Origin of the sequence: Labrenzia sp. THAF82 (assembly GCF_009363435.1) — a bacterium.
In the GTDB taxonomy this organism is placed as follows: Bacteria; Pseudomonadota; Alphaproteobacteria; order Rhizobiales; family Stappiaceae; genus Roseibium; species Roseibium porphyridii.
This window is the reverse complement of sequence record NZ_CP045354.1, coordinates 4,331,534-4,356,462: the sequence shown is the minus strand read 5'-3', so window position 1 is coordinate 4,356,462 and position 24,929 is coordinate 4,331,534. Positions and strand designations below refer to the sequence as shown.

The window sequence follows — 24,929 nt, the reverse complement described above, 5'->3', positions numbered from 1 at the left end:
GGCGGGAAAATATCCGCCGAAAGACAGGTACTATAAGAGGCGCAAACAAATGATCACCGCAAGTAGGGCAGTCGACGCTGTGGCACCGGGTGAAGAGGAAGCAGTGGACATCAAACCACTCTACCTCGAGGCACTTACGCTCGTTGAGCGACTGCATAGACGTCTTTTGGACGTTATCAAGGATGAGTTCGATCGCATGGGTCGATCCGATGTCAACAGCGTGCAGGCTCTGCTGCTGTTCAACATTGGCGATGCTGAACTGACGGCCGGTGAACTGCGGACACGCGGTTACTACCTGGGATCAAACGTTTCCTACAACCTTAAGAAACTGGTTGAGACCGGCTATATTCATCATCAGCGTTCCCGCATGGACCGTCGGTCCGTCCGTGTAAGCCTCACGGACAAGGGGCAGGAAGTGGCAACGATCGTCAATGATCTTTATGAGCGCCACATTCTGTCCGTTGAACAGGTCGGTGAAATCGGACCGCAGGATTTTGTTGCTCTCAACAAGTCTTTGCGCCGTCTCGAGCGGTTCTGGACTGACCAGATTCTCTACCGTCTGTAAGTTTTCGCGGTACATTCAGATGACAAGGCACCGCCCTCGGGGCGGTGCCTTTCTTTTTAAGTAATTTTTCCAAGGGTATTCGACGCCTCACGTAGCGCTGAAACCACATACAGTGAGTGCTTTATCGACCTCACGCAGAATTGCGCTGCCGATTTGTTGATTTCAGCTCAAAAAACTGATGTCTTCGCCACAGATAGACCTAGCGGCAAGAAACTGACATCTTGTGGTCACATTGGAATGGCTTTGTGCGGTATTCCAAACGAAAAGATGGTTAAAAAATCAAGCGATTTGTTAACTCCCTTCCGCTAGGAATTGGTATAGCTGGCTTGGTTTAATTATGGCAAACCAGCCTGAAACACGGAAACATCCGCGCATAGTCGCAGCAACATGAGGTCGGCAATGAACCTTTTATCCGGACCGTTCGGGATAAAGCTTCACGTCAATAAGACGACTGGGAAATCGCTAATGAGCCTTTGCGCGCTCGGTTTGGCGGTGCCTTTTGTATTGGGCGGAGCGGCTCCGGCTCAGGGCGGCCAGACCGTTGAATGGGCTGACAATTTCGACATCGCGACCGAAAACATCACGGAAGTGAAGTCATCGGCGCCGACGCTGTCTCCCAACACGGCCGACTACAATGCGATTGCGATCAACCGCTACCAGCAGATTGTCCAGGCCGGTGGATGGGGAACCGTGAGCGGTGGTAGCAAAACCCTCCGCATCGGCTCCCGCGATCCGCGCGTCGTGGAACTGCGTCGCCGCCTGATCGCTTCCGGTGATCTTGAGCAGCAGGCAGGCCTTAGCGACACGTTCGATTCTTATGTTGATGCGGGATTGCGCCGTTTTCAGCTTCGTCACGGCCTGATCCCCGACGGCGTCATGGGTGCAGATACGGTTGCCGCGCTCAACGTGCCGGCGCATGTCCGGTTGCGCCAGCTTGAGACCAACATGATCCGCCTGCGGTCGATGTCCGGCTTCAAGGGCGACCGTTATGTGATGGTCAATATCCCGGCGGCTGAGATCGAGGCCGTTGAAAACGGCCGGGTACGCTCCCGCCACACTGCTGTCGTAGGTAAAATCGATCGCCAAACGCCGATCCTGAACAGCAAGATCTATGAGTTGAACTTCAACCCATACTGGACGGTGCCAAAGTCGATTATCCGCAAGGATCTGATCCCGAAGATGAAAGAGGATCCGCAGTATCTTTCAAAGAACAACATCCGGATCTTTGACTGGAGTAACAACGAACTCAGCTGGCAGCAGATCGACTGGAATACCGACGAAGCGACACAATACCGCTTCACGCAGGATCCGGGCGCAGAAAACTCGCTTGGCAACGTGCGCATCAACTTCCACAACAAGCACCAGGTTTATCTGCACGATACACCTTCCAAGACGCTGTTCGGTGAAGCCAACCGCTTCCACTCTTCCGGCTGCGTCAGGGTTCAGAACGTGCGTGAGCTGGTAACATGGATGCTGCAGTCATCAAACGCGGATTGGAGCCGGAACAAGGTGGACTCCGTTATTCGTACAGGTGAGCGTGAAGACGTGAAGCTGAAGAAGTCCATTCCGCTTTATCTGACATATGTGACAGCCTGGTCCAATGCCGACGGTGTCGTGCATTTCCGTGAAGACATCTACGACCGGGACGACATTCATGGAACCGGGTCGCAAGCCCGTCTTTAAAGCCGTTTCATCCGGTTTTTTGCTATGGGGATTGAAGACGCCGGCCTTGATCAGGCCGGCGTTTCGTGTCTTCTGGACCTTGTTGAGCAAGGAGCAGGGCAATGAGTCGCGATCCGCGGCCGGGTGAGATCTATCTGGAATTCAGACCGGTCGGGAAACAGGTCAAAGTCACTGCTATTGATGCGGCAACCGGTATCGAGGTGTCGACCTTTGGTCCTGCATCCGTTGCGCAGGAAGACCTTAAGCGGATCGTCGTACGCAAGCTGCAGCGGCGCATTGAACAAGAAGCCGCAGCCAAAACTACTCGACCAGATCCGACACTGTATTGACAACGGTGGATCCGTCGCTGCGTGACCTCACGCACCTTGATTGATTTACTTGCGGAACAATTTTGATTTTGCGGAACATTGGTGTCGTTTTCCAAGTGGGCCGCGTCGCTATGGCCCTTGGTTCTTGCCGAACGCTGTGTTAATCCCTCGCGTCAAGCTGGCACGGTCGCGATGAAGGTCTGCCGAAGACCGTACCGCTGGTGCCTTCTGCTCCTCGCACAGAATACAAGGATGATGCGATGTCTTTGATGGAAAGCTCTGGTCAATCCCTGCAGTCCGGTTTCTTCACAAGCGGTCTTTCAGAGGCTGATCCGGACATTTTCGGCACGATCGAAAAAGAATTGGGTCGTCAGCAGCATGAAATCGAATTGATCGCTTCGGAAAACATTGTTTCCCGTGCGGTGCTGGAAGCTCAAGGCTCGATCTTCACCAACAAATATGCCGAAGGATACCCGGGCAAGCGGTACTACGGCGGTTGCGAATTCGCCGATGTAGCCGAAACCCTGGCCATCGAGCGTGCCAAGGAACTGTTCGGTTGTAACTTTGCCAACGTGCAGCCGAATTCCGGTAGCCAGATGAACCAGGCAGTTTTCCTGGCGCTTCTGCAGCCGGGCGATACATTCATGGGTCTTGACCTGAATTCTGGTGGTCACCTCACGCATGGCTCTCCTGTCAACATGTCCGGTAAGTGGTTCAATGTCGTCTCGTATGGAGTACGTCAGGACGATCATCTGCTCGACATGGACGACGTCGAGCGCCTTGCACATGAACACAAGCCGAAACTGATCCTGGCAGGCGGCACCGCCTATTCCCGGGTTTGGGATTGGAAAAAGTTCCGTGAGATTGCCGACAGTGTCGGAGCGTATCTGATGGTGGACATGGCCCACATTGCAGGTCTCGTGGCAGGCGGTGTTCATCCGTCTCCGGTTCCTCACGCTCACGTTGTGACGTCGACGACGCACAAATCCCTGCGCGGTCCGCGCGGCGGCCTCATCCTCAGCAATGACGAAGCGATCGCGAAAAAGATCAATTCTGCCGTGTTCCCCGGACTTCAGGGTGGCCCGCTGATGCATGTGATTGCCGCCAAGGCAGTGGCTTTCAAGGAAGCCTTGCAGCCCGAGTTCAAAGCCTATGCACGCGCGGTTGCGGAAAATGCGAAGGCTTTGTCCGAGGCCTTGAAAGAGCAGGGGCTCGATATCGTGTCCGGCGGAACCGACAACCACCTGATGCTGGTCGACCTTCGTCCCAAGAACGCGACCGGCAAGGTCGCTGAAAAGGCGCTTGGCCGGGCGAACATTACCTGCAACAAAAACGGCATTCCGTTCGACCCGGAAAAGCCCTTTGTTACATCCGGCATTCGTCTTGGAACACCGGCGGCAACGACACGCGGCTTCGGTGTCGCTGAATTCCGGGAAGTTGGTCAGCTGATCACGGAAGTGTTGGACGGTTTGAAGGCCGCAAACAGTGAAGAGGGCAACGCGGCAGTTGAAGCAGCCGTCAAAGCCAAGGTAGAAGCACTGACGGCCCGCTTCCCGATTTACGGGGGCTGATGATCGCGGGCTCGGTCAGGAGCTACATGAAATGAGATGTCCTTTTTGCGGCGGCGACGAAACCCAGGTCAAGGATTCCCGCCCGACCGAGGACAACACCGCTATTCGTCGTCGCAGGATCTGCAACACCTGCGGCGGCCGCTTCACCACTTTTGAAAGGGTGCAGCTGCGCGAATTGATGGTGCTGAAACGCTCCAACCGCAGGGTGCCTTTTGATCGGGAAAAGCTCATGCGGTCGGTTCAGATCGCCGTTCGAAAACGGCCTGTTGATCCGGAAAAGATTGAACGCATGGTCAGTGGAATTGTTCGCCAGCTGGAAAGTTCCGGTGAGAGCGAAATTACTGCGGAAACAATCGGCAACCACGTCATGGAAGGCCTCAAGGGCATAGACGATGTCGCCTATGTGCGCTTTGCTTCGGTCTACAAGAACTTCCGCGAAGCCAAGGATTTTGAGGCCCTTTTGGACGAACTCAGTGATTCCGATGGGCAACCTGTAAAAAATACATAATTCCTCAGTATCCGGTTTTTCATGTCACTAGTATCCGATCTCGATTCGCGTTTCATGGCGGCCGCAGGACGTCTTGCCAGGCGAGGCCTTGGGCGTGTTTGGCCCAACCCTTCGGTGGCAGCTCTGATTGTCAGAAAAGAGGAAGAAGGTCAGCGCCTTGTTGGCCGTGGTGTCACCTCCCGGCCAGGAATGGCCCATGCCGAAGTCAATGCTCTGGCTGAGGCCGGTGACAACGCGCGAGGTGCGACCTGTTATGTGACGTTGGAGCCCTGTTCCCACTATGGCCGGACACCGCCCTGTGCGCTTGCACTCATCAATTCAGGCATTGGCCGTGTTGTTGTCGGAATGCTTGACCCCAATCCGCGTGTGGCCGGACGTGGCGTCAAAATGCTGCAAGATGCCGGAATCCCTGTGACGATTGGGGTGCACAAATCCGAGATGGAGAATCTCTATCACGGGTTCACTTTGCGCCAACTCAAGCAACGGCCGCATGTTTTTCTGAAATTGGCGGCATCACAAGACGGTTTTATTGGCCGCGCAGGCGAGGGGCAGGTCAAGATTTCCGGTCCGCTGTCCATGCGCAAAGTGCATGGGTTCAGAGCCGAGCATGACGCGATCCTGGTCGGGTCTGGTACAGCGCTTGCTGACGATCCGTTACTGAATTGTCGACTTCCGGGACTGGCGGAAAGGTCTCCTGTCCGTGTGATCATCGATCGCTGCGCGCGCCTCCCGCTGGAATCCAAACTTGTAAGAACTTGCGTTGACGTTCCGGTCTGGCTGATTTGTGGCAACGACGCAGATGCCGACAAAATCGAAGTTCTGACAGCTGCCGGTGTCAACGTGATCCGAGTTCCGGCAAGCGACTGCAGCATCAAGCCGGCGGTGATCTTGAGCGCCCTGGCAACACGCGGCATCACCAGCGTCATGGTGGAAGGCGGAGCAAGAATGGCCTCGTCATTTCTTGCGGCCGATCTTGTCGACGATCTGTGCGTGGTCACAGGTAATCTCGTGATCGGCGAGAATGGCATACCGGCCCTGCATGATCTTGATCTTGAGAATGTGCTGACAGACCCCAAGTTTCATCGGGTCGAAGCCGGTAGCTACGGTGACGACGCGTTCATTTATCTCAGACGGCGTGGAGCCTGACATGTTCACCGGCATTGTGACCGACCTTGGCGAAGTTCTTTCAGTTGAAGATGTTCCAGCTGGCAAACAGACACGGATACGGACCACATACGACACGGACACGTTCGATATCGGAGCGTCGATTTCCTGCTCCGGCGTCTGTCATACGGTGACAGCAAAACAAAACTCTTCCGATGGCAACTGGTTCGAGGTTGTTTCCGCGGCAGAAACACTTGCGCTTACGAATGTGTCCACATGGACTGCTGGCCAGAAGATCAACCTGGAGCGATCGCTGACACTTGGCGCTGAGCTCGGTGGTCATCTGGTGTTGGGTCATGTTGACGGACTGGCGAACGTCACGAAGCGGGAAAATCATCCCGAAAGCGTCTATTTTCAGTTCGAGGCAACTGGGGAGACAGCTCCCTTCATTGCCAAGAAAGGCTCAGTCGCGCTTGATGGAACCTCGTTGACCGTCAATGAGGTTGAAGGACGACTGTTTTCGGTATTTCTCATTCCGCATACGCTCGAGGTGACCACTTGGTCAGAACGTCAGGTCGGCGACAAGATCAATCTGGAAGTTGATATGATGGCGCGATATGCAGCGCGTCTTGCGGAATTCTCCAAGACCGGGTAGGGGACGGATCCAATACCTTCTTGAAAGAACTGTTTTTCCTGATTGTGAGTGCCGGGCGGCTCAGATTTCGCCAGGTTTTTGCGATCATGCTCGAATGAGACTGGACAAACCCGGGCAGACATGGTTCCTGTCGCGGCCTTATAAAGGATTGTACGACCCATGAGCGCTGCAAAGAAACTTCTGATCATCGAAGCTCGCTTCTACGACGATCTTGCCGATGCGCTTGCTGAAGGTGCTATCAAGACCATCGAGGCCGCTGGTGCCACCTATGACAGGGTTGCTGTGCCAGGTGTCCTGGAAATTCCGGCAGCTTTGTCCATGGCCATGACTGCAATGGAAGGTGACGGCGTTCTGTATGACGGTTTTGTGCTTCTAGGCGTGGTGATCCGCGGTGAAACAACTCACTACGATATCGTTGCCAATGAATCGAACCGTGTGGTCATGGATCTGATTGTGGACGCGGATCTTGCGGTCGGAAACGGGATTTTGACCGTCGAAAACAGCGATCAGGCGTGGGCGCGTGCAAAAGTAGACGACAAGAACAAAGGCGGAGCTGCAGCTCAGGCGGCCCTGGACATGATCGCCCTGCGTGAACGCCTCGGAGTATAACGAATGACCGGAAAGGCTGACCCGGAAAACCCGGCTGCCAAAACTGTGCGCCCTGCGAACAAACGGGGTGTTGCCCGCTTGGCTGCTGTCCAGGCTCTGTACCAGATGGATGTGGGTGGCGCGCCACTTACCAGTGTGATCAGCGAATTCACGGCTTTTCGTCTGGGAAAGGAAATTGACGGAGAGCAGTACCGTGATGCCGATGAACAGTGGTTCAAGCAAATCGTTGCCGGTGTCGTTGAAGACCAGAAGTTCCTAGATCCTTTCATCCACACAGCGCTCACGGAAGACTGGCCGCTCAAGCGCATCGACAGTCTTTTGCGCGCTATCTTGCGGTCGGGGTCATATGAGCTGCTGCGCCGGAAAGATGTTCCTCCGAAAGTGATCATTTCTGAATATATCGACGTCGCCAAAGCCTTCTTCGAGGATGATGAACCGGGTCTCGTCAATGGCGTCCTCGACCGCCTAGCGCATGAGCTGCGAGACGCTGAGCTCGGCGACAAGAAGGCCGATGGTGCCGCCTGACGATGGTTGCGGATCGGCCTGGCGAGTTTGATCTCATCAGGGAGTTTTTCGCTCCGCTGGCAAAAGATCCGGGAAGCCTGGGCCTGACCGACGATGCGGTCGTGCTGACAGCGCGCGCAGGGCATGATCTTGTGCTTACCAAAGACATGCTTGCCGCAAATATTCATTTCTTTTCGCAAGATCCGCCGGAAGCAATCGCTGCAAAGGCGTTGAGGGTCAATCTTTCTGATTTGGCCGCAAAAGGGGCAAAACCCCGCGGCTACATGATGGGCCTGGCCCTGCCGTCCGACTGGTCACCCGACTGGTTGGAAGGTTTTTGCGCTGGGTTGGCCGACGATCAGAAGGCATATGGCTTCGATCTCCTGGGTGGAGACACGATCCGCTCTTTCGGCGGATTGCTTGTTTCCATCACAGCACTGGGTGAGGTGCCTTGCGGAAAGGCTGTTCGCCGCTCGGGCGCACAGCCGGGTGACCTTCTTTTTGTCACCGGTACGATTGGCGATGCAGCCGCTGGACTTCAGCTGCGGTTCGACCCGGCGTTTGGGCAAGAACGCACACTATCTGCTACCGATGAGCAATATCTTCGTGATCGTTATTTGCTGCCCAGACCGAGGACAACCTTGGCTCCCTTTCTGCTTGAATATGCAAATGCAGCCATGGACATTTCAGATGGCTTGATTGCCGATTGTGGTCATTTGGCAAGCGCGTCCGAGGTCGACATCGTGCTTGATTTGGACAAGGTTCCGGTATCGCACGCGATTGCGAAGATTAACGCAAACTCGCAAGACGATTTCCTGCGCTGCGTTGACGGGGGCGACGACTACGAAATCCTTACATGTGTTTCTGAAGCAAATGCCGAGCAGTTTTCAAAGCATGCCACTGCCGTGGGCTGTCCTTTGACCCTGATCGGACGTGTCGATCAGGGAACGGGGATTGTTACCGTGACAAAAAAGGGAACGCCAATTCACATGCATGAATTGGGTGGTTTCCGCCATTTTTAATCCGGTTCTCTTCTGATTCTGAAAATGTGATATCGCATATGGCTTTGTGTTCAGGCGCGCTCATGTTACCGGTTGCGTCCTGCCTGTTTTGACCATCTGAAACCAGAGACCTGAGCCATGACCGCCGCTCTGACGGATACCTTTGTTGATGACCGATTGGCCAAGCGCAATGCGTTGTTGCTTGCCCTTGCACAGGCCGTCGGAGGCGCTTCAGCTTCAATCGTGATCGCAACGGGTCCGCTTGTCGGGTACATGATGCTGGACGAGGACAAATCCCTTGCGACCTTGCCCGTTTCAACCATGGTTCTTGGCACGGCGTTCGGTACCATTCCTGCCGGCATGATCATGCGGCGTTACGGGCGTCGTGCAGGCTTTGCGGGCGCGTCTCTTATCGGTGTCCTTGCAGGTCTCCTGGCCTCTTTCGCAGTCTTCAGGGACAGTTTCCTGCTGTTTTCTCTCGCCTGTTGCCTGGGTGGCTTTACCGGAGCATTCGTTCAGCAATACAGGTTCGCCGCCGCAGATACGGCAAGCAATGCCTTCAAACCCAAAGCGATTTCCTGGGTGTTGGCAGGTGGTGTTCTTGCCGGCATTGTCGGTCCCCAAACCGTGATTGCCACCAAGGATCTTTTCTCACCTATTCTTTTTGCCGGGACTTATCTTGCTCAGGCGGGTCTTGCGCTTGTTGCCTTTGTCCTGGTCCTGTTTATCAAGATCCCCAAACCGCCCCGGATCAGTCATGCCCAGGCTGGCGGTCGTCCGCTGCTTGAGATCATGGCACAGCGCCGCTTCATAGTCGCCGCAGCCTGCGGGATCTGTTCCTATGCTCTAATGAGCCTTGTAATGACGGCAACGCCCCTTGCCATGATCGCTTGTGGCCTGACCGAGACAGACGCGGCGCTTGGCATCCAGTGGCACGTGTTGGCGATGTTCGGCCCGAGTTTTTTCACCGGCAGTTTGATTGCACGTTACGGCAAGGAAAGGATCGTTTCCATTGGTCTGGCGCTTCTTGCCGGGTGTTCAATCGTTGCGCTGATGGGTATTGAACTGGCGCATTTCTGGACCGCTCTTGTCCTCTTGGGTTTGGGCTGGAACTTCGGCTTCATAGGCGCAACTGCTATGCTGACGGATGCATACCGACCCGAAGAGCGCAATATGGTTCAGGCGGTAAACGACTTTCTGGTGTTCGGATTCGTGGCTGCAGCGTCGTTTTCCTCCGGTGCACTTCTCAATGCCTTCGGCTGGGGCACTGTCAATATTCTGGTCTTTCCGTTTGTGGCACTTTGTCTCGGTTTGTTGGCCTGGCTCGCTTGGGCTGAAAGAAAAGAAGTTACAACCGCTTAAAGTCGTTGCGAAAATTCATTTCGTCATTGCAGCATAGATGCCGCACTGCACCAAACAATACCGCAACGGAAGTACCAAATTAAACAATGTGAGAGCTTGACGAAGCGCTCCGCTTTGCTGCTATCGTGTCGACGCTTCACGCTGCGGAAATGGCGTGAAATGCGGTACGGCGGAAAAACAACAAGAAAATCATGCCGCCACAGTCTTGGGAGGAAGTATGATCGAGCTTGTCGTCATCATTATTTGTGGCCTCTTGTCCATCGCTTATGGCGCATGGGCCATTCAGTCCGTTATGGCGGCGGACGCGGGAAATGCCCGTATGCAGGAGATCGCGGGAGCGATCCAGGAAGGAGCCAGCGCATATCTCAACAGGCAATACACCACGATCGCGATCGTCGGTGCTGTTGTTTTCGTACTTGCTTGGATACTGCTTTCCGGGCCTGCGGCTATAGGGTTCGCCATTGGCGCTGTCCTCTCCGGCGCAGCCGGTTATATCGGCATGATGGTTTCCGTACGGGCGAATGTCCGCACTGCGCAAGCAGCCAGCCAAAGCCTTGGGGCAGGGTTGGAAATTGCGTTCAAGGCCGGTGCCGTCACCGGCCTTTTGGTTGCCGGCCTCGCGCTTTTGGGCGTTGCCGTCTACTTTACAATACTGACTGGGCCCATGGGCTACGAGGCGTCCGACAGAACCGTGATCGACGCTCTGGTGGCTCTTGGTTTCGGGGCTTCTCTCATCTCGATATTTGCGCGTCTCGGCGGCGGTATCTTCACCAAGGGTGCTGACGTTGGCGGTGACCTCGTTGGTAAGGTTGAAGCCGGTATCCCGGAGGATGACCCCCGCAACCCTGCGACCATTGCGGACAACGTTGGTGACAATGTCGGTGACTGTGCCGGCATGGCTGCTGACCTGTTCGAAACCTATGCGGTGACTGTTGTCGCCACAATGGTTCTGGCATCGATCTTCTTTACCGGCGCTGAGGCGGTTGAGCTGATGCTGTTGCCGCTTCTTATTGGCGCCAGCTGCGTGGTCACTTCCATAATCGGGACGTTCTTCGTCAAGCTTGGCGAAAACAATTCGATCATGGGTGCTCTCTACAAGGGCTTTATTGCGACTTCGGTTCTGTCCGCAGTCGCACTTGCGGTGATCATTTTCGGCTGGCTCGGCGGCAGCACCGAATACACAACCTCAGGCGGGACAACCTTCTCGGGCTTTGATCTGTTCGTGTGCGGCGTTGTTGGGCTGATTGTGACCGGTCTGATCATCTGGGTGACGGAGTATTACACCGGCACCGAGTACCGCCCGGTGAAATCCATCGCGCAGGCGTCGGTTACAGGTCATGGCACCAATGTCATCCAGGGGCTTGCTGTTTCGCTCGAGGCAACAGCCCTTCCGGCAATCATCATCATTGCCGGCATATTGGTGACATTCTCCTTCGCTGGGCTGTTTGGCATCGCAATCGCGGTGACCACAATGCTTGCGCTTGCAGGCATGGTTGTTGCCCTGGATGCATTCGGCCCGGTAACGGACAATGCTGGCGGTATTGCCGAAATGGCAGACTTGCCTGCTGAAGTCCGCACAACGACGGACGCGCTCGACGCTGTGGGCAACACCACAAAGGCTGTCACCAAGGGCTACGCAATCGGTTCTGCCGGTCTCGGTGCCCTGGTGCTGTTTGCTGCCTACACGGAAGATCTGAAATTCTTCTCTGCCAATGCGGAAGAAGGGTCGATCTTCTACGGCATCGATGTCAGCACACTGTTCACGCTCTCCAACCCTTATGTCGTCGCCGGCCTTCTGTTCGGTGGACTGCTGCCCTATCTCTTCGGCGGCATTTCGATGACCGCTGTGGGTCGGGCAGCCGGGGCTGTTGTGGAAGAAGTCCGCAGCCAGTTCAAGGAAAAGCCCGGCATCATGCAGGGTACAGAGCGACCGGACTATGGCCGGGCAGTGGACATGCTCACCAAGGCAGCCATTCGGGAAATGATCATTCCTTCGCTGCTTCCCGTGCTGTCACCGATCGTGGTCTTCTTCGTGGTGCGCGCGGTTGCCACCCCGGCGGATGCATTTGCAGCCCTCGGCGCCATGCTGCTTGGTGTGATCGTCACCGGTCTGTTCGTGGCGATATCCATGACCGCAGGTGGCGGTGCATGGGACAACGCCAAGAAGTCGTTTGAAGACGGCTTCACAGACAAGGACGGCGTAACCCATGAAAAGGGTGGTGAAGCGCACAAGGCATCGGTGACCGGCGATACAGTTGGCGATCCCTACAAGGACACTGCCGGCCCGGCGGTGAACCCGATGATCAAGATCACCAACATCATGGCGCTGTTGCTGTTGGCGATCCTCGCACACTGACGATAGACGACATCTAAAAAAGAAAACCCCGGCCTGTCAGGCCGGGGTTTTTGTTTGCGCCGCTGAAATCGATCAGAGGCTGAAATTCGGGTTGGTCGCGCCGCGCAGGATCTGGGTCAGGAAGCCGTAGTCGGCACCGCCTGTCCGCGTCTTGCGGGTCACGATATCGACGATCTTGCCGTCTTCAAGAGAGTAGTTGCCCATGTCCTTCACGAAGCCGTCCTCATCGAAATAGACAGCAACGACGCGCTGCTCGACGATATCAGGGGCCATGAAGGCCGTGGTCGCGGTCTTCTGGGAAATGTAATAATAGGCATCACCCGCAAGGCTTGATGTTGTGGAGGGTGAGCCGAGGACCAGTTCTACCTGCTCGCGGCTGGAACCGACCTGCACCTGGCTCATCATGTCGCTTGTGATGACATGACCATGCGTGTAGGTGGTCGTGAAACATCCGCCGAGCGGCAGTGTTGCAAGAAGCGGTAGGATCAGGGCGCCTGCCTTGAAGTTCATTTAAGAAGTCCCATCTTGCCAGATCTGCTGGCTTCCTTGAATTTCGTTGCTTGGCAAAGTCACTATCGTGGGATAGGGCACAAGGCAACACCTGGTTTTATGGAGACGTCATGCTTTTTGGGCTGTTTCGCCGCCGATCCCGTGATGCCGAGCACAAGGTTTATTGTGAAATCGTGGCTCAAGCGCGGCAACCGGTCTTTTATTCAGGGTTACTTGTTCCCGATACTGTGGATGGCCGGTTTGACATGATTGTTGTTCATGCAGTGCTTTATTTCCGTCGTATGCGGGGCGAGGGCGCCAATGTTGCTGAGTTTGCGCAAAACGTCTTTGACTTGTTTTTTCAGGATATGGATGCGTCCTTGAGAGAGATGGGCGTAAGCGACACACGCGTTCCCAAAAAAGTGAAGGTGATGGGGGAGGCCTTCTATGGCCGGGCAGACGCTTACATCTCCGCTATCGATAGCGACAATGTTGCTGAACTCGCAGACGCTATCGGGCGCAATATCTTTACTGATGATGCGCAACCTATCGCGCAAAAGAGGCTTGCTGCCTATATTCTGGAGGCTGCGAGACTGTTAAACGATCAATCGGCGCAGGATCTCATGCGCACCAATATTCGCTGGCCCGATCCAAATGCTTTCAAGACGTTGCCAGTCTGATTCTTTGTTTCGAAAAAACAAAACTCTGGCGAACAAAAATTAGAAGAAGAATGATGGCACAGAACACTTTTCCCTATTCCTTCAAGGTCAATGCAAGCAAAGTGGTCGACAAGGACCAGTTGGTGGTCGTGGAGCCGGATCAGGCTGCATTGGTTGCAATAGCGAAAACCTATGAACTGGATGGGATCGATACACTCAAGGCAGACTTCACGCTCAAGCCCTACAGAAAAGCTGGATTGCGCGTGGTCGGGCCGATATCGGCAACTGTGACGCAAACCTGTGTGGTAACGCTTGAGCCCTTCCAAAGCAGCCTCAAACTGGACGTGGACCGAACTTTCGAGCCACACTCGACCAGGCCACGCAAGATCCGAGATCTGAATGACGAAGGCGAGATCGAAATAGATTTGGAATCGCTCGATCCGCCTGACGTAATCGAGGACGGCGTGCTTGATCTGGGTGGGGTCATCTGCGAGGAACTTGCATTGTCGCTGGATCCCTTTCCGCGTCGTCCTGGCGCAGAGTTCGAAACCGGGGAGGAGGAGGCCCCAGACGAGGATGAGCAGGCAGAGGAAAAACCCTCTCCATTTGCCGCGCTTCAGGCACTGAAGGAAAACCCGGCCGACAAATGATCTCGCCGTAACTCATGTTGGTTGGCGTGGACCATCCGGCTGCTTGAGTGGGTTTTCAACGCCAGATCGGCACACGATCATTAAAACGGTTGTCAGTCTTGCCAAAACCGTTATGTTCGCGCCCGTTCTTGGCACTCCTGTCTGGGCCTCTGTCGTGGTGGCAGGACTATGGGGGGCGCCATCCGGTGCTGTTCTTGGTAGCGAAACGTCAAAAGACATTCTAGATGGCGAAAACTATACCGATTTCCCTGGACGCCATGGGCGGCGATAACGGGGCCGAGGTTGTCATTCCCGGCGCTGAGATCGCGCTTGTCAGGCATCCTGACATTCATTTCATCCTGTATGGCAATGAAAAGGTCATCGGTCCGCTTCTCGAAGAGTATCCGCGTGTTCGCGACGCTTCGACTTTTCACCATTGCGACGTTTCCATCGCCATGGACACAAAGCCAAGCCAGGCGCTGCGTCAGGGGCGCTGGAGGTCTTCCATGTGGCGGTCGATCGAGGCCGTCAAACAGGGTGAAGCCTCGGTCGCCGTGTCTGCCGGAAATACCGGTGCGCTGATGGCAATGTCCAAGTTCTGCCTGCGCACCATGGCAAACATCGAGCGGCCCGCAATTGCCGCGATTTGGCCGACGACACGCGGTGAATCCGTTGTGCTGGATGTGGGGGCCACGATTGGCGCTGATGCGCAACAGCTCATCGACTTTGCTATTCTGGGCGGCGCAATGGCGCGCGCCCTGTTCGGTGTGCAACGACCAAGCGTCGGCCTTCTCAATATCGGTGTCGAAGAGGTGAAAGGGCTGGAAGAGGTCCGCACCGCTGGCCGATTGTTGCGCGAAACGCCTCTGCGTTCACTCGAATACGCCGGTTTCGTCGAAGGCGATGACCTCGGAAAAGGGACCGTGGATGTCGTGGTAACTGAAGGCTTTGCCGGCAACATCGCATTGAAGACGGCAGAAGGCACGGCCAAGCAGATCGGCAGTTACTTGCGTTCGGCGATGAATCGGACCTTTATGTCCAAAATTGGTTATCTCTTCGCCAAAGGCGCCTTTGATTTGCTGCGTGAGAAAATGGATCCGCGCAAGGTCAATGGCGGCGTGTTCCTGGGATTGAACGGCATTGTGATCAAAAGCCATGGCGGTACGGATGCCGAGGGCTATGCCTCGGCAATCGATTTGGCCTATGACATGGTCAAAAATGAACTGACGCACAAGATCGCTCAGGATCTAGTGCATTACCATCGGGGCCGCTTCGCAGAAGCCGGGCCGACATCGGAAGGTGATTTGTGAGCGTGATCCGTTCGACCGTGACCGGCTGTGGCAGTTTCCTGCCGGAAAAGATCCTGACCAATGACGACCTTTCGAAGATGGTCGATACTTCAGATGATTGGATCGTGCAGCGTACCGGCATCAAACAACGGCACGTGGCGGCCGAAGGGCAGGTGACATCAGACCTTGCGCTGGGTGCAGCAAAAAGAGCGCTTGAGCATGCTGGTCTTGATGCCCAGGACATCGACACGATCATTCTTGCAACCGCAACACCCGACAACACGTTTCCTGCAACGGCAGTGACCGTTCAAAGCGGTCTTGGCATTTACCACGGCGCAGCCTTTGACGTTCATGCCGTCTGTTCGGGGTTCGTTTATGCCCTAACAACGGCCGATGCCTATATCCGGTCCGGCATGGCAAAGCGGTGTCTTGTGATCGGTGCGGAAACGTTTTCCAGGATACTTGATTGGACCGACCGCACGACCTGCGTGCTCTTTGGCGACGGAGCGGGCGCTGTTGTGGTCGAAGCAGCGGAGAGCACCGGATCCAACGCGGATCGCGGAATTCTGACTTCGCATTTGCGCTCAGATGGTCGGCACAAGGAAAAGCTGTTTGTCGATGGAGGGCCTTCGGCAACCCAAACGGTTGGCCATTTGCGCATGGAAGGCCGGGAAGTCTTTAAACATGCGGTTGGCATGATCACCGATGTGATCGAAGACGCTTACAAGGCCACCGGGCTGTCCTCTGAAGATCTGGACTGGTTCATTCCCCATCAGGCCAACAAGCGCATCATTGACGCCAGTGCGAAAAAACTGAACATCGCGCCTGAGAAAGTGGTGACCACGGTTCAGCTGCACGGCAACACGTCTGCTGCCTCCATACCGCTTGCCCTGGATACGGCCGTCAGGGACGGACGTGTCAAAAAGAACGATCTTTTGATGTTGGAGGCGATGGGCGGCGGATTTACGTGGGGTTCGGTCCTGCTGCGCTGGTAGTCGGTCTTCATTCAAAAAACGACAAATGCAATCTTGTTAAGGAGTTCCGGTTGACCGGCTCGCCGTGAGGCCGTACCGTATGGCCTTGCATCGGAGTTCTCTTGCAAAATCAGCCAGATCACTGGCGTCCTTGAGGAGGGGTTATGGGCAACCGGACTATTACCCGCGCGGATTTGTGCGAAGCCGTTTATCAAAAAGTCGGGCTTTCGCGCACCGAATCTTCTGAATTGGTCGAACGTGTACTTTCTGAAATTTCTGACTGTCTTGTGACGGGAGAATCGGTAAAATTATCAAGCTTCGGGTCATTTGTGGTTCGCTCCAAGGGGGAGCGTATAGGCCGCAATCCGAAGACTGGCGAGGAAGTACCGATTTCACCGCGCCGTGTGATGGTGTTTAAACCGTCCAATGTATTGAAACAGCGGATCAATGATGCGCTGACAGGACAGGCCAGCAAATAAACTAAAAAGACCGGATGAGCTCGCAGGATAAAAGCCCAGACGCTTTTCGTACCATTAGCGAAGTCGCAGAAGACCTTGACCTGCCGCAGCATGTGCTGCGCTTTTGGGAGACACGGTTCTCGCAGATCAAGCCGCTAAAACGGGGTGGGGGTCGCCGCTACTACCGGCCCGACGATGTGGAGCTCTTAAAAGGCATCCGGCATCTGCTATACGGTGAAGGCTACACCATCAAGGGTGTCCAGCGCATTCTGAAAGAGCAGGGCCCGCGTTTCGTCATGCAGGCCTGGCAGGAAGATATCGCACAGATCCAGATGGAACCGGTGGCTGTGGAAGCTGTCTCACCAGTACCAGAAACATCTCCACCGCCGACGCCTGTACACACTGACAGTGGCTACGGACCGCATGAGAAGTTGCCAAGCGGCCTGTTACCGGATGATGCCCCCGACACGGAAACGAGTTCGCAGTCTGGCGGATTGAACATTCTTGGCCGCTTGCGAGGCGATAAGCCTGCTCCAAACGTTCCGGCCGGCAAGGCGTCGGTCACCAAAGAGGACATCAGGCGCTTGCAAGCGACGCTCTTTGAACTGCTGGAATGCAAACGCACGCTCGATCAGGCGCGATAAGCTCGAAATTCAACTGGCCGGTCCGGGCCGGATCGACTATTTGCCGAACAGTTTCTTTAAAAATGCTCGTTTGCCGGTTTTTGCTTCAGGCTCTGCATCCGCCACTTGGGCTTCGCGCGCAAATCTTCTGAGTTCCTCCAGCGAAACTCGCTGAGATGGACCGGACTGAGAAGAGCTGGATTTTGGCTCTTGGCTATGACCTATTTCAGCCGTCTTCTCATTTGTTGCCGACCTTGCCTCGGTAGGCTCTTCAGCGATTGCGCTTTCAGGTGAAACGACTGCGTCTGGTTTAGGAGGAGACGCTTTCTTTATTGCGAGTAGCCGGTCCAAAATGGCAGCATCAACGGGATCATTGGGGTCCAGTCCGCTGACGTCCACGTCTGAAACTGTTGAGGAAAGGCGCTCGCCATTGTCATCATACTGGTGATAGATGCTTGGACGGTACTCACCTTCTATGCCCAGTTCGGCACTTGACTGTACAGTTAGTAAAATACGATCAGGTTTGTCTTTTTCAGTTTGCTTGTAGGAAATTCTGACCTTTTCATCCTGGTTTTTTCCGAACACGTCGCCTTCTGGCAGTACTTCTTGGCGCTGTAGGCAAAAGGCGACAAAGTAGTGCAGATTTTCGACCATATAAGCGGGAGGAACAGTGCTAGGTTCGAATTCGACCCGGTATCCAATCAGATGTTCTGCGCCGGATGCGACAACTCCAAATGTCCTCGTGTCGGAAACGCTTTGAATTGGTGCGTGCAGGTGCGGCCGGATATAAAGAAGGGTTTCATCGTTTTGGATTGCCAGCTCAGCGAACCGTTGAGCAGGCAAAAGATATCCATTCTGGCCCCAAAAAACTCCCTCGCAACGGGTTTTAAGAGAGACTTGTACGGCGATTACCTTCGCAATGTTCAATGCGAATTTGGTCGACTTGCTGTCACAGAAGCAGTCGAATTCAGGACCCAACATTTCGGAAAATTCATCCGAAAGCTTTACACCACCTAATGCAAATTTCTGTACTGATATCGTAGTCACGGCCTTGCACTTGGTGAGTACATCAGCGGCATCCGGGAAAGCTTGGCTGACAGCATAGTCCCGAGTGAGTGGCTCAATATGTGACGTGTCCGACAACGGCAGGCTTTGGGTCACCAGGATCTGCAGGTCGTTCAGCAACATGTAAATGTCAGCTTCGGTGCTGGTGCGCATCAACTGGCAGGCTTCCCTTGCAAAGCCGCATTGCTGCACAGCAGAGCGAATGATCTCCTGAACTTGTTCGCCGGTTAAAGGTGCATAGGTTTCATAGAGCAGCTGACAATCGACACTGCGCAACGGATGGGTTTTCAAGGCCGCCCCCAATTGAATTGCTATGGGACTAGGTCTAACGACAAACGGTAAACGCGGCCTTGCAACGCAAAATTGAATTTGCCCTATCTGCGCATTTACTTGAGGCCCATGCAGGACGCGTAGAAACTGGTGGTTGCCGGCCAATCAGAGAAGATACCCTTCACGCCAACGTCTCCGGCCAGAACATCGACGACTTCCAGCATGTCACCATCAGATTTGATCACGTCGCTGACGGTCTGATAGTACCAGCCGCCGCCTGTGTTCAGTGGCCCTGAACGCTCCAGCGTCCAGGTGATCAGGTCCAATCCGGCCTCTTTTGCGGCTTTCGCATAAGCTGATGGAACGATTTTGCCGTCTTCGACGCTCAACAGTACAAAGAGCGGCGGTGCGATGTAGTTGACGCCCATTTCCTTCAGTTCTTGCATCGAGGGAGAAAATGTCGACGGATCCTGAGGATTGATGTCACGCCGGCCATCCAGGAACACCGCCTGTTTGCCGAATTCAGGTTCGTTCTCGATCCAGTATAGAACGTCATCGAGACGGAAGGATTGTGCGAAGACATCCTCAGGTGGAATGCCAGCTTGCTTGTACTCGTCGATCAGCTTCTGTGCGTAGTCGGCTTGCGAAAAGCCGTCATGAGGCATGTCGATTTTCGGAGATTTCAATTCCGGGGTGAATTTGACACCAAGGTCTTTGAAAAGGGCGATGGAATCAGCGTGCGTCATCAATGTGCCGGTTGCCCCGTAAAGCTCCGTCCGCCAGGAAGCTGTGCCGTTCATGTAATCCTCAACCGACTGTGCCTGCTTGTCTGCACTGTCCATTTTCCCCTTCAGCGACCTGAATTCCGCCAGGCTGATGTCCGAGGTTCTGCATTCGGCTGAAGCCGGGTCACCGCCGCTGGCAGGTTTGAAGCCAGAAGTGCATTTGGCTGCCAGGTCTGTCGCAAGAATGTTGGTGGTGGTGTGCAAATCATTCTGGGAGTGACGGCAAACCAATTCCTTGTCTGCTGTAAAGGTCACATCACATTCAAGAATGCCCGCGCCCATCAGCGCAGCGGCCCGGTATCCTTCTTCTGTATGTTCGGGAAATTGCAGCGGTGCGCCTCGGTGACTGATGGAAAAGAGGGATGGCTTCGCTGGGTTGCCAATGCAGGCGGCGAGCTTCTCCTTCAACGGGCCGGGGTTCATTTGAGAAACGAGATAGGCGGGGCGCGGCCCCAGATCGACGCCTTCAGCAAATGCTGCCGCGCCAAAGCCGAAGCCGAGAAGGATTGAAAGTGAGAGACTGATACGCATGGTCTTTAATCCCGGGTCTTGAATCAAATTCTTAAGTGGCTTCAGAAGGTATTTTAGGTCAGGAGGTTATCAGGAAAAGGTCAAGCAGGCTTCCAGGCAACTCTAAGAGCCTGCGGACCTCGCACAGACAGTCCGCGTTTGTATTTTGGAGCCTCTTCCGCCAGCTCAACGGATCGAAAACGCCTCAACAGCGTTGAAAAGATGATGTCCATATCCAGCCGGGCCAGATGATTGCCCAAACAAAAGTGCGCGCCTCTACCAAAGGCTGTGTGCCAATTGGGGGTGCGCCCGACGTCGAACGTGTCGGCATTGGGGAATTGTCGCGGATCTCTGTTGGCAGCACCGTAAAGTACCCCGAATTTCGTGGCCCTGGGAAACATGCTGCCGCACACATCCATGTCCTTGGTCGAATAGCGATGAAAGAAGGGAAGGGGAGATTCATAGCGAAACATTTCCTGCACAGCCGTTTTCATCACACCGGGTTCATCACGTAGTCGCTGCATTTCTGCCGGAAATTTCAAAAGGGCATGCAATCCGGAACCAAGTACATCGATTGTCGATCCGTGACCTGCCATCAGGATCAGCATGGCCGTGGAAAAGAACTCGTCGTGGTTCATGTGCCCCTGGCGTTCGGCCTGGATCATCACCGACAACAGATCATCCCTGGGAACCGCCTCACGCTCTGCTTTCAGCTTCAGCAAGTACTCGTAGAACTCGGTCGTGTTCCGCTCCGCCAGTTCTTTTCGTTCATCGGATCGGTCAACATCGAAGAACTGGACAATGTTTTCCGACCAGATCCGCAATTGCGGACAGTCTTCGTCGGGAACACCAATGATCCGTCCAATCACATGGCCCGGCACATGGGCGGCAAGATCGGCAACAAAGTCAATTTCGCTTTGATCCTGCAAACCGTCGAAGAGGCTGTCCACATAGGCCTGTATCTCGTCGCGGAGCTTCCCCACCATGACCGGTGTAAACAGCTTGAACACCTGCTTGCGCAACCTGTCATGAATGTCACCGTCGCTATCCAGCAATGAGAATTGCACGAAACGGGAATGATGCGGCATGTCGTGCCAGTTGCCGGCCTGCTTTTGCGCCGATATTTCTTCCGGACTGGCAACATGCTCCATGGATCTGACCATGTCCTCATGCATGACGATTTCCATAACGTCGTCAAAACGCGCGGCGAGCCAGACATCAAACTCTTCGTAGTAGGTCAAACCGTCGCTTTCACGCAGAGCCTCATACGTCGGGTAGGGATCTTGCGCGAAGGCGTCTGACAGTGGCTCGAAGGAAAGGTCTGTGGACGGGGGCATCAGGTACTCATGAGAAGCCGCTCATTGCGGTAAAATTGTGATTCTTGGCAGGGTCGAAGATTTGGCTGGCCAAGTGCAAGGAAAATCCGCCGTCAATCTGCTGATATCAGCAAATTTCCGCGATTTTCAGCAAATGGTGCTGAAGGCTTGGGGATAGCGAGGAAAGGATAAAACTGACGATACCGGCCCGTGGATCGGGTTCTTAACGATTATCAAATCGCAAAAAGGCGGCTGAAGCTTATGAAGAGCCCCTTTGCAAGCTGGAGTGCGTGAGACCGACATGAAAGTGCCGAAAGCTTTCATCAACGAGTATCAGACCTTCTTGAAGGAGGCCGGGTTCGACAATCCGAACCCGCAGGCGCTCTTGATGGAACTCGCCTCGCTCAGCATGGAAGTCTACCTGAAAGAGATAGCCTGGCTGTCGGATTTCATCGGTAGAATCAGGAAGGCCAACCGCGAAGCGGCCTAGACAAAAGCACTCCAAGACCGGCCCAATTTCTCTTTTCTGATCACGCGGTGACGACTGCACTCGTTTCGCTAAATTTCCAACGAATGGTGTGCGATCGCTGTCGCTGCCTTCTGAAGTTTCCCGTTTCTGAATCTGAGTCCCGGAGAAGCGCTCTTGTCTTCTCTATAGTCGAATTTGGGTTTCAGCATTCGCTGGACACCCGTTTTCAATAATCACCGATTTTGAGTCGAGCGTTGACTTGTTTGAAAAAATACATAACCATTCTGTTATGGATTCGAAAAAACTCGATCTCGTATTCTCGGCTCTCTCAGATGCGACGCGCCGCGGAATTCTGGCCAATTTGGCATTGGGAGAACGGACAGTGCACGAACTCACTGCTGCGTTTGACATTTCACAGCCGGCAGTGTCTCGGCACTTGCGCGTGCTGGATAGCGCCGGGCTCGTGAAGCGAGAAAAGCGGGGCCGAGAGACATTCGTGACCGCGGCCACCGAAACTGCAGCTGAAGCCGCGCACTGGTTGGCGCATTACGTGGATTTCTGGACCGCACATTTTGATCAAATGGACGCCATCCTGACAAAGCAAAAGGAGCGACCCGATGACCGTTAAAACCAATTTCTCAGACAACACGCTGACGATTACCAAGGAATTTTCGCAGCCGATTGAGGCAGTCTTCGATGCCTGGATTGACGCGGCAAAAACAACTCATTGGTGGGGGTGCGCAAATACGACCAGAGTTGCTTCCACGGTTGAGCCGAGAGTAGAGGGAACCTACCGGCACACCATGTCCATTGAAGGCGTCGGGGACCATACGATTGAAGGCACGCTGGTCGACTATGACCCACCAAACAAACTGGCATACACGATCCCGGCAAATGACTTTGCACCCGAAATGCTCGTTTCGGTGAGATTTGAACCGACCGGGAAGGGGACACGGGTCATTCTCAAACAGTCGGAAATCGGTGGCGGCCTGAAGGACGTGGTCGCGGCCGGATGGACGGCGTCGTTTGAGCGGCTTGAAGCCTATTTTGAAGGCCAGCGGCGGGTGGCATGACTTCTCGCCGAACGAACAAGGGCAAGGCCTTCCCAGAATGCCACACTGGTCTGTTTGAGGCTGAAATGCACGCAAACCACTCGTTGAAAATGGAGTGGTGCGTCCGTTTGTCTAAGGGGTTTCGGCGGTAAACCTGGAATGAATCGGCAAGGTTGCCGCTCCGTAGGCGAGCGCATTCGGTCCAAACTGGCTTCCGGTTACCGTTAGACCGGCCGAGACCTTCAGTTTCAAATCAGAAACCAGCACATCGGTGATTGATTTTGGCACCGGGGCCGACAAGATCAGTTCAGAGACAGTTGCAAACGTTCCAAGGCTTTGAACGAGAGTGTCCAGCTTTTCGACAACTGCGCCAAGCCATTGGCGAACCGCAGGATCATCGTCTTGTGCACCAGACGTGATTGCGTCATGCGTCCTTTGCCAAGTCTCGCTGTCACAAATGGAGATCTGCGGTGTTGAGCCTGTGTAAATGCGGCCACCGAGGATGAGCCGAGGCTTCAGGTCCTCACAAACGTAACAGAAAAGCAGATCGTCAATCCGTTTGGCCTGACCGAACAGGGTCTCAGCACTGGCGGTCGCGGTTATGTCATTCTGGATGAAGACTTCAAAACCTGTGTGCGCACGCAAATCTTCTTCAAAATCATGCGCAAGAATGGCTTGTTCCTCCGGCCTATCGGCCTCGAAACGCCCAGGCAGGGTGAGGCCAACCCCTGCAATAAGTGCTTTTTGCTCAGCACCCAATTCCGATAGCAAAGCGTCGACTGTTCCGGTGAGCGTGTCTTGAACCGTCTGGACATCAAGTGCGGCCAAGGAGCTGCGCCTTTGAAACACCGGCTCACCGACAAAGTTTATGATGCTTGCCTCGATTGCGTGACGGTCAACATGAAGCCCGATTGAAAAAGCACCGTTGGGGTTCAAGCTGATTGGCGTGGTTGGAGGTCCGATCCGTCCGCGGACAGCTTCGCCTTTGCTGACCAGGTTGTCGCGTTCAAGAGCTCTGACAATGACAGATATCGTCTGTGCGGACAGTCCGCTTTCCTGTCCGAGCTGGAGACGTGTCATGCCCTCGTGCTGCAAGAGAAGGGACATGATCAATCGTTCGTTGAAGCTGCGCGCCAAAACCTGATTCATACCACCTGGGTGTTCTGCAACACGAACAGTTGGTGGCGGGGCAAAACGCATATCCGGCAATAGTACAGCCTCCGGCTTTCAAATCAGGGTTGGTAGCGCTCACCTCGGGATCGAGGCAGGGCTTCACGTTATGGGTTATCACGTTTGGGCGGCAGGGACCGGCGTTTGTGACTTGTCCGATCTTGAACCTCCCATGGTTTAGTCACTTTGTTCCGGCCAGCCAATCGCTGCGATCTCTTCCGCGATTGCATGGCCCAAGTCCTTGTGGGCCTGCACATCGAGATGAAAGCCGTCCTTGTCGCTGGAGTTGACGACAAGGCCAGCGTTGAAGAAATGAACCTCGTGAGCTTCGGCAACCCGTTCATACTCCCGGGCCAGTGCACGCGATTTTTCCTGCGCTCCGAGAAACACATCCGACCATTCTTTCAGATCAAGGGCTGTCGGCGGTGGCGCGACGATCAGAATTTCGGGGATTTTTCCATCGACGCCGGCAGGCATGGACTTGATGTCGCTGACGAGTGCTCCGACGCCCATGGCGATTTCACCCGGCGTCTTGTTGAAGCGCACTTTCAAGTCGTTGGTGCCGAGCATGATAATGACCAGATCAAGCGGCTTGTGGCTCATGATGCATGGTCGAAGATAGGTCCGGCCATTTTTCTCCGAACCCTCAATCTCGTCATCACTGACGGTGGTTCTCCCGCTCAAACCTTCTTCGATAACAAGCCACTCATTGCCGACGAGGCTCCGCAACACTCCAGGCCAGCGCACATCATGCGGATATCGGTCATCTGGTTTGTTGGCGGTGGTTTGTCCATACGTATTGGAATCTCCGTAGCACAACACTGATCGCATACCGCCTCCAAAAGACATATTTTTCAATAATTTAGGCAGTCTGATCGCGATTGCCAACGTGATCCAGCCTAGAAGCGGATCTTCAAATGGTCAATAGTAATTCATCGTGAATAA

The 24,929-nt window shown here is 54.6% G+C and carries 28 protein-coding genes; 22 read left to right on the top strand and 6 right to left on the bottom strand.

What is annotated here, in order from left to right; translation table 11 throughout:
- Positions 1 to 49: 49 nt before the first annotated feature.
- The 12 genes from ldtR to FIV00_RS19980 all read left to right on the top strand — a co-directional run bounded on the left by ldtR (position 50) and on the right by FIV00_RS19980 (position 12,226).
- Positions 50 to 565, top strand: a complete 516-nt coding sequence (ldtR, locus tag FIV00_RS20035; RefSeq protein WP_152502411.1) for a transcriptional regulator LdtR — start codon at positions 50 to 52, stop codon at positions 563 to 565.
- 465 nt (positions 566 to 1,030) lie between these two features.
- Complete coding sequence (locus FIV00_RS20030) at positions 1,031 to 2,248, top strand: murein L,D-transpeptidase (protein WP_209006634.1); 1,218 nt, start codon at positions 1,031 to 1,033, stop codon at positions 2,246 to 2,248.
- Between the two features lie 101 nt (positions 2,249 to 2,349).
- The gene (locus tag FIV00_RS20025; protein ID WP_152502409.1) at positions 2,350 to 2,577 is read left to right on the top strand and encodes a serine hydroxymethyltransferase; all 228 of its coding nucleotides are present in this window, start codon (positions 2,350 to 2,352) and stop codon (positions 2,575 to 2,577) included.
- A gap of 248 nt (positions 2,578 to 2,825) precedes the next feature.
- Positions 2,826 to 4,127 carry a serine hydroxymethyltransferase gene (gene glyA / locus FIV00_RS20020; RefSeq protein WP_371419588.1) on the top strand — a complete coding sequence of 434 codons (1,302 nt, stop codon included), beginning with the start codon at positions 2,826 to 2,828 and terminating at the stop codon, positions 4,125 to 4,127.
- A 31-nt stretch (positions 4,128 to 4,158) separates the two neighbouring features.
- Positions 4,159 to 4,635 carry a transcriptional regulator NrdR gene (nrdR, locus tag FIV00_RS20015; protein ID WP_152502407.1) on the top strand — a complete coding sequence of 159 codons (477 nt, stop codon included), beginning with the start codon at positions 4,159 to 4,161 and terminating at the stop codon, positions 4,633 to 4,635.
- 21 nt (positions 4,636 to 4,656) lie between these two features.
- Positions 4,657 to 5,781 carry a bifunctional diaminohydroxyphosphoribosylaminopyrimidine deaminase/5-amino-6-(5-phosphoribosylamino)uracil reductase RibD gene (ribD, locus tag FIV00_RS20010; protein ID WP_152502406.1) on the top strand — a complete coding sequence of 375 codons (1,125 nt, stop codon included), beginning with the start codon at positions 4,657 to 4,659 and terminating at the stop codon, positions 5,779 to 5,781.
- A gap of 1 nt (position 5,782) precedes the next feature.
- A complete protein-coding gene (locus FIV00_RS20005; protein WP_152502405.1) occupies positions 5,783 to 6,394 on the top strand; it encodes a riboflavin synthase in 612 nt (203 codons plus the stop codon).
- A 159-nt stretch (positions 6,395 to 6,553) separates the two neighbouring features.
- Positions 6,554 to 7,003 carry a 6,7-dimethyl-8-ribityllumazine synthase gene (ribH, locus tag FIV00_RS20000; protein ID WP_152502404.1) on the top strand — a complete coding sequence of 150 codons (450 nt, stop codon included), beginning with the start codon at positions 6,554 to 6,556 and terminating at the stop codon, positions 7,001 to 7,003.
- Positions 7,004 to 7,006: 3 nt separating this feature from the next.
- Positions 7,007 to 7,528 (top strand): transcription antitermination factor NusB, encoded by a 522-nt coding sequence (gene nusB / locus FIV00_RS19995; protein ID WP_152502403.1) that lies wholly within the window; start codon positions 7,007 to 7,009, stop codon positions 7,526 to 7,528.
- Between the two features lie 2 nt (positions 7,529 to 7,530).
- Positions 7,531 to 8,529, top strand: a complete 999-nt coding sequence (thiL, locus tag FIV00_RS19990; RefSeq protein WP_152502402.1) for a thiamine-phosphate kinase — start codon at positions 7,531 to 7,533, stop codon at positions 8,527 to 8,529.
- A gap of 117 nt (positions 8,530 to 8,646) precedes the next feature.
- Positions 8,647 to 9,870, top strand: coding sequence for an MFS transporter (locus FIV00_RS19985; protein WP_152502401.1), 1,224 nt, complete (start codon positions 8,647 to 8,649; stop codon positions 9,868 to 9,870).
- Positions 9,871 to 10,087: 217 nt separating this feature from the next.
- Entirely contained in the window at positions 10,088 to 12,226 is a 2,139-nt protein-coding gene (locus FIV00_RS19980; protein WP_152502400.1) for a sodium-translocating pyrophosphatase, read from the top strand.
- 72 nt (positions 12,227 to 12,298) lie between these two features.
- Here the strand turns inward: FIV00_RS19980 and FIV00_RS19975 are convergent, their stop codons facing one another.
- Positions 12,299 to 12,736 carry an outer membrane protein assembly factor BamE gene (locus FIV00_RS19975; protein ID WP_152502399.1) on the bottom strand — a complete coding sequence of 146 codons (438 nt, stop codon included), beginning with the start codon at positions 12,734 to 12,736 and terminating at the stop codon, positions 12,299 to 12,301.
- 110 nt (positions 12,737 to 12,846) lie between these two features.
- Here FIV00_RS19975 and FIV00_RS19970 point away from each other — a divergent pair, with 110 nt between their 5' ends.
- From FIV00_RS19970 to FIV00_RS19945, 7 genes are all read left to right on the top strand, one after another.
- Entirely contained in the window at positions 12,847 to 13,395 is a 549-nt protein-coding gene (locus FIV00_RS19970; RefSeq protein ID WP_152502398.1) for a ubiquinol-cytochrome C chaperone family protein, read from the top strand.
- Between the two features lie 50 nt (positions 13,396 to 13,445).
- Complete coding sequence (locus FIV00_RS19965) at positions 13,446 to 14,024, top strand: DUF177 domain-containing protein (protein WP_209006633.1); 579 nt, start codon at positions 13,446 to 13,448, stop codon at positions 14,022 to 14,024.
- A 43-nt stretch (positions 14,025 to 14,067) separates the two neighbouring features.
- Entirely contained in the window at positions 14,068 to 14,295 is a 228-nt protein-coding gene (locus FIV00_RS29865; protein WP_173006075.1) for a hypothetical protein, read from the top strand.
- A complete protein-coding gene (gene plsX / locus FIV00_RS19960) occupies positions 14,249 to 15,313 on the top strand; it encodes a phosphate acyltransferase PlsX (RefSeq protein ID WP_152502397.1) in 1,065 nt (354 codons plus the stop codon). Before FIV00_RS29865 ends, plsX begins: the two co-directional genes overlap by 47 nt.
- A complete protein-coding gene (locus tag FIV00_RS19955; protein ID WP_152502396.1) occupies positions 15,310 to 16,287 on the top strand; it encodes a beta-ketoacyl-ACP synthase III in 978 nt (325 codons plus the stop codon). The genes plsX and FIV00_RS19955 overlap by 4 nt, the downstream gene beginning before the upstream one ends.
- Before the next feature lie 143 nt (positions 16,288 to 16,430).
- Positions 16,431 to 16,745: an integration host factor subunit alpha gene (locus FIV00_RS19950; RefSeq protein WP_023003819.1), complete on the top strand. Its 315-nt coding sequence runs from the start codon at positions 16,431 to 16,433 to the stop codon at positions 16,743 to 16,745.
- Between the two features lie 14 nt (positions 16,746 to 16,759).
- A complete protein-coding gene (locus FIV00_RS19945; RefSeq protein ID WP_152502395.1) occupies positions 16,760 to 17,368 on the top strand; it encodes a MerR family transcriptional regulator in 609 nt (202 codons plus the stop codon).
- A 36-nt stretch (positions 17,369 to 17,404) separates the two neighbouring features.
- On the opposite strand, the gene FIV00_RS19940 is transcribed toward FIV00_RS19945, so the two are convergent.
- The 3 genes from FIV00_RS19940 to FIV00_RS19930 all read right to left on the bottom strand — a co-directional run bounded on the left by FIV00_RS19940 (position 17,405) and on the right by FIV00_RS19930 (position 21,314).
- Positions 17,405 to 18,847: a hypothetical protein gene (locus FIV00_RS19940; RefSeq protein WP_152502394.1), complete on the bottom strand. Its 1,443-nt coding sequence runs from the start codon at positions 18,845 to 18,847 to the stop codon at positions 17,405 to 17,407.
- Positions 18,799 to 19,998 carry a glycerophosphodiester phosphodiesterase family protein gene (locus FIV00_RS19935; RefSeq protein WP_152502393.1) on the bottom strand — a complete coding sequence of 400 codons (1,200 nt, stop codon included), beginning with the start codon at positions 19,996 to 19,998 and terminating at the stop codon, positions 18,799 to 18,801. The genes FIV00_RS19940 and FIV00_RS19935 overlap by 49 nt, the downstream gene beginning before the upstream one ends.
- Before the next feature lie 80 nt (positions 19,999 to 20,078).
- Positions 20,079 to 21,314, bottom strand: a complete 1,236-nt coding sequence (locus FIV00_RS19930) for a cytochrome P450 (protein WP_152502392.1) — start codon at positions 21,312 to 21,314, stop codon at positions 20,079 to 20,081.
- Positions 21,315 to 21,594: 280 nt separating this feature from the next.
- Between FIV00_RS19930 and FIV00_RS19925 the strand changes: the two genes are divergently transcribed.
- The 3 genes from FIV00_RS19925 (at position 21,595) to FIV00_RS19915 (ending at position 22,835) form a co-directional block, all read left to right on the top strand.
- Positions 21,595 to 21,783: a hypothetical protein gene (locus FIV00_RS19925; RefSeq protein ID WP_152502391.1), complete on the top strand. Its 189-nt coding sequence runs from the start codon at positions 21,595 to 21,597 to the stop codon at positions 21,781 to 21,783.
- Between the two features lie 268 nt (positions 21,784 to 22,051).
- Entirely contained in the window at positions 22,052 to 22,390 is a 339-nt protein-coding gene (locus FIV00_RS19920; protein ID WP_152502390.1) for a helix-turn-helix transcriptional regulator, read from the top strand.
- A complete protein-coding gene (locus FIV00_RS19915) occupies positions 22,380 to 22,835 on the top strand; it encodes an SRPBCC domain-containing protein (RefSeq protein WP_152502389.1) in 456 nt (151 codons plus the stop codon). Before FIV00_RS19920 ends, FIV00_RS19915 begins: the two co-directional genes overlap by 11 nt.
- A gap of 111 nt (positions 22,836 to 22,946) precedes the next feature.
- On the opposite strand, the gene FIV00_RS19910 is transcribed toward FIV00_RS19915, so the two are convergent.
- Positions 22,947 to 23,963: an ROK family transcriptional regulator gene (locus FIV00_RS19910; protein WP_209006632.1), complete on the bottom strand. Its 1,017-nt coding sequence runs from the start codon at positions 23,961 to 23,963 to the stop codon at positions 22,947 to 22,949.
- Positions 23,964 to 24,161: 198 nt separating this feature from the next.
- A complete protein-coding gene (locus FIV00_RS19905) occupies positions 24,162 to 24,815 on the bottom strand; it encodes an SGNH/GDSL hydrolase family protein (protein WP_152502387.1) in 654 nt (217 codons plus the stop codon).
- Between the last annotated feature and the right edge of the window lie 114 nt (positions 24,816 to 24,929).